Annotated in this window: 6 protein-coding genes; 2 read left to right on the plus strand and 4 right to left on the minus strand. The window is 42.7% G+C overall.

Features of this window, described 5'->3' with window-relative positions; genetic code table 11:
* A partial coding sequence (locus A3757_RS16805; RefSeq protein ID WP_304439195.1) for a carbonic anhydrase occupies positions 1-381 on the plus strand: 381 nt, incomplete at its 5' end.
* Positions 382-497: 116 nt separating this feature from the next.
* Here the strand turns inward: A3757_RS16805 and A3757_RS16810 are convergent.
* The 4 genes from A3757_RS16810 to A3757_RS16825 all read right to left on the minus strand — a co-directional run bounded on the left by A3757_RS16810 (position 498) and on the right by A3757_RS16825 (position 3795).
* Positions 498-776, minus strand: coding sequence for a peptidylprolyl isomerase (locus tag A3757_RS16810; protein ID WP_068508461.1), 279 nt, complete (start codon positions 774-776; stop codon positions 498-500).
* An 11-nt stretch (positions 777-787) separates the two neighbouring features.
* Entirely contained in the window at positions 788-2179 is a 1392-nt protein-coding gene (locus tag A3757_RS16815) for a cytochrome P450 (RefSeq protein WP_197470096.1), read from the minus strand.
* Between the two features lie 126 nt (positions 2180-2305).
* The gene (locus A3757_RS16820) at positions 2306-2752 is read right to left on the minus strand and encodes a universal stress protein (protein WP_068554655.1); all 447 of its coding nucleotides are present in this window, start codon (positions 2750-2752) and stop codon (positions 2306-2308) included.
* 80 nt (positions 2753-2832) lie between these two features.
* Positions 2833-3795, minus strand: coding sequence for a LuxR C-terminal-related transcriptional regulator (locus A3757_RS16825; RefSeq protein WP_068554653.1), 963 nt, complete (start codon positions 3793-3795; stop codon positions 2833-2835).
* Positions 3796-3952: 157 nt separating this feature from the next.
* On the opposite strand from A3757_RS16825, the gene A3757_RS16830 reads away from it, so the two are divergent.
* Positions 3953-4203 (plus strand): FAD-dependent oxidoreductase (locus A3757_RS16830; RefSeq protein WP_156506375.1); only part of this gene is annotated, 251 nt, incomplete at its 3' end.

Raw genomic sequence — 4203 nt, forward strand, 5'->3', positions numbered from 1 at the left:
GGGGCAATGGCCGGCGTGATGGACCCTGACTCGCTCACTAACCTTCCTCATGTGACACAATGGCTCAGCTACTCAAAGGCTGCGCATCAGATTGTTATGGAAAAGCTGCCAGAGGGCTCCCATGATGAACGTCTGGCTATGTTGATTGATGAAAACGTTTTGCTTCAGTTGCAGCATTTAAAGACCCACCCTCATGTTGCTGCCAAACTTTCTACCAATAAAATTCAGCTACATGCCTGGACCTACGATATTGGTGCCGGAGACGTAAGGGCTTTTGATGATGAACGTGGTGAGTTTGTGCCCGTTGAGGAACGTTACGCCGACGATGTAAAAGCGTATCTTGAATCCCAACAGGCCGGTGCATGCAACGCGGACCACTAATCTGGCATATGAAATAGCAAGGAAGGTAAAAGAGAATAATAAGGATCTACAATGAAAGTTTTGGTGATCGGTGCTAATGGCGATATTGGTGCTAATGTCTTACGAGGGTTGTTATCTTAGCCTCGAAAGTAAACTTCGATCAGGTGATAGCCAAATTTTGACTTTACTGGACCGTGAACGGTCTTTAATGCTTTTTTGAAAATTACTTGTTCAACGGGCTTAACTAAGTCACCAGGCCGAATTTCGCCTAAGTCGCCACCATTCTTTTTGCTAGGGCAGCTAGAGTGCTTGCGCGCCAGTTTTGCAAAGTCACCCCCTTTAGCCAAGGCTTGTTTTATCGTGTTGGCAGTTTGCTCATCTTTTACAAGAATATGACGCGCCATCGCAGTTTTCATTAGCAAAGTCTCTAATTATCTCGGCTTTTTAGTTTAACTTGCATGCCCTTATTATTCGAGAGCGTAATGAGAGGTTGAGGGTCAAACACATTGTTTTCATCTAATTCGACTTCGAATCTTCTCATAATTGTTGCAAGTATTATTTTCGCTTCCATCATCGCAAATGATTGCCCGATGCAAACTCGTGGCCCCGAGCCAAAAGGTATATAAACATGCTTTGGTATGTTTTTCTCGTTTTCTGGTGAAAAACGCTCTGGATCGAAGCGGTTCGGGTTTTCAAAATAACGTGGGTTTAAGTGGTTCGCATAAGGTGATAGGAAGATAACTTTATCTTTGGGAATATGATATGAGCCTATGTCAATGTCTTCATTGGCTTGTCGGTTGTTTAGCGTCCAGACTGGCGGTAACAAGCGCATTGATTCCTTAATGACCATATCAGTATAGTTAAGCTCTCCTAGGTGTTCAAACTGAGCGTCTTGATCGTTTAAAACACTGTCTAACTCGACATGAAGCTTTGCCTGAATATCTGGATGCAGAGCGAGCAAGTAGAATGTCCAACTTAAGGCATTTGATGTTGTTTCATGGCCTGCGGTAAATAGTGTGATTAGTTCATCCATCACGAGCTCGGTTGGCATGCTGCTTCCGTCTTCGTATTTAGCTTCGAGCAGCATTGACATCATATCTGGTTTTTTATCAGCATTTGTTAAGTCAGAGTTCTTTCTTGTTTCTATCATACTGCTAATTGTTTTGTACAATGACTTTTTGGCAGCGACCAAGCGACGGTTTCCTCGGGTGGGAACCCAGTCAGGAAAAACTAAAGCCTGCTGAAACCGTTTGTTAGTTTCCGTTTGAACGATGTGCATTGTTTCACCAATATTATTTGCATTGCTTTGCATATGTTCCATATCTGTATCAAACAGAGTCTTGCTGACGATATACATTGTCAGCTTGAACATATCATCAGCAATATCCCTGTTACCCGCCTTCCAATCTTGCGTCATTCTGCTTGTATAATCGCTCATAGTTTTAGCGTAAGACTCAATTCTACGGAAGTGGAAGCCTGGCTGTACTAATTTCCTTTGAGTCTTATGATTAGCAAGGTCATTGTTTGTTATCAGCCCCTTTCCCAAAACGGTTCCCATGACAGCAACGTCTCGGTCTGACTTTCTAAATTTTTTTGCTTGGCTTACAAGAATTTGGTGGCTTAAGTCACCACTTGTGACAAGCGCCATATTGTTAAAAGGGATGTGGAATTCCACTATGTCCGGGTAGGTAGACATTAAACGGTGGAAGAAGGCCAAGGGGTCTCGAGCAAACTCGTTAAGGCATCCTAGAATCACTTGTCCACGTTCTTGGGGTATTGCTTGGTTTGTTTCTGTATAGGTTATCGCGGCTGATGACATTGTATTCCTCATTTTTATATTTATTAAGGAGGGCTTACTTTGCCATAAAATGACTGGTAGTCACAAAGGCTAGGCTGAGAAACAGCATTCCAAAATTGGGATGCTGCTATCAACATCTTCGATTATTTAGCTCTTGGGGCAGCGCACTAGCAGTACATCACATTCAGCGAGGTTCAAAATCTTATGAGCTGTAGAGCCTAGCAGTACTTCAAACCCGTGGCGACTATGACTACCTGCAACAATGACATCTGCATTTAGGTTATCTGCCTGTTTAAGGATTTGTTGAGCCGGTGGCCCAAAGCACATAATTAGATTATTTGGATCCAGCCCTGCCTCTTCAATGAAGGGGCGAAGGTAGTCTGCACCCGACTGTGCGAGAGCTTCTTGATCTAATGGAGGCGGTATCTGGCCTGGACTGCCTGCCCAGTCAGCCACAATCAGGTCGAGTACAACGTGAACTAAATGAATTTTGGTTGAAGGATTTTGTTCAGCCAGTGCAGATGCTTTGTTGAGCACTTTTTGCGCGTCTTTGCCGCACTCTAAAGCGACGAGTATATTATTATATAGGCTCATTGGTGATTCTCCTTTATTGTAGCTTTAGTCTAGTTTGGCATGAGCGCGTTTGCTATGTAATGACTTACATCAACCAGCAATTATTTTAACTCTATGTCTCCCATGAGTTGAGCAAGCTGCTCACGGCTATTAATATTTAACTTATGATAAATACGATAAAGATGGTTTGATATTGTTGATGGGCTCAGGCCGAGTTGTTTTGCGATTAATTTAAAGCTTAAACCCTTGGTCACGCCTTTTACGACATCTAGCTCCCTTTGGGTTAGCTGGTCGAGTTTATTTCTTTGGCGAACGCCTATTCGGAAGAGATCTCCGAGCTGCTGAGAGCTAAAGATGTAGTTCTGTTTTTCTCTCTGTTGTTCATTCAAAGGGAGTTTTAAGGGAAGGATTTGCTTTTGCGTATTTAATTCCTTACTTCCTTTAAAGCAAAGATCGACTATGTCGAGAAACTCTGTTTCGACCTCATGGTAAATGCCGTGACGGTCGCATATCGCGTAGTACTGCTCCTCTCCCTCCGACCTATCTTCCATGCTTAGCATGCAGGCGTGAGAGGCAGCTTGTATAAGATGAAATAGTACTCGTTGATGTCTTTTCTTTTCGTTATCTGAGAACTTTCTATCTTTGTCAGTGCGGTACACAGAGAGAAGAGTATAGATACCGCTTCTTGAAGCTATGTGTAGTGAACTTAAAATACGTTTTATTCCATGCGGCTCAAAAACCGAGTGATAAATTTCAGAGCGATAAAAGTCACCGTCGCTAATTACATCGGCCATATCTACAGCTTCACCAGCATGAGCAAACAAGCTATTGCTGATTGGATTTATTTTAATGTGTTCTATTAAGGTGTCTGGAAAACTAGTTGGTAGATTAAGTGTTGTGTGTGTGTGAAAAGTGCGCGTACTTAAATGTCCGGTGCTCCAGATCGCAGCGTCGATATCAAGAAATGACTGTAATTCGTTTAGGGCCCACTGGCGATAATACTCAATATCAACACGCTTGGTTGCTCGATATAGGTGACTAATAAATGCTTCGGTTTCACTCATGCCTAGTGGAATCCAGGTAAAGGGCTATTATTGTTAGAATGGTTTTATTTCTTCTATGTCTCAATCTAAGGCCATTAGGCTAATTTTACTATCCTCTTAAGTAAAGAGCTTTGGCAAACTTTGTTTAGTTTATTGATTTGGTAACAAGGCAAGAAAGATGGCAGCTATTAAAAGTGATGTACTTATTGTTGGTGCTGGAATTGCGGGTTTAATTGCGGCGCATGAATGCTTGGAAAAAGGTCTAAGTGTCTCGTTGGTTGATCGAGATATTGAAGGTAATTCCGGTGGCCTGGCAAAGTTGGCGTTTGGTGGTATGGCCTTGGTGGGGACACCACTTCAGGAACGTATGGGCATAAAAGATTCTCCTGAACTTGCCTTAAAAGATTGGCATTCATTCGCTCAGTTCAG

It is taken from the genome of Oleiphilus sp. HI0117, from assembly GCF_001635235.1.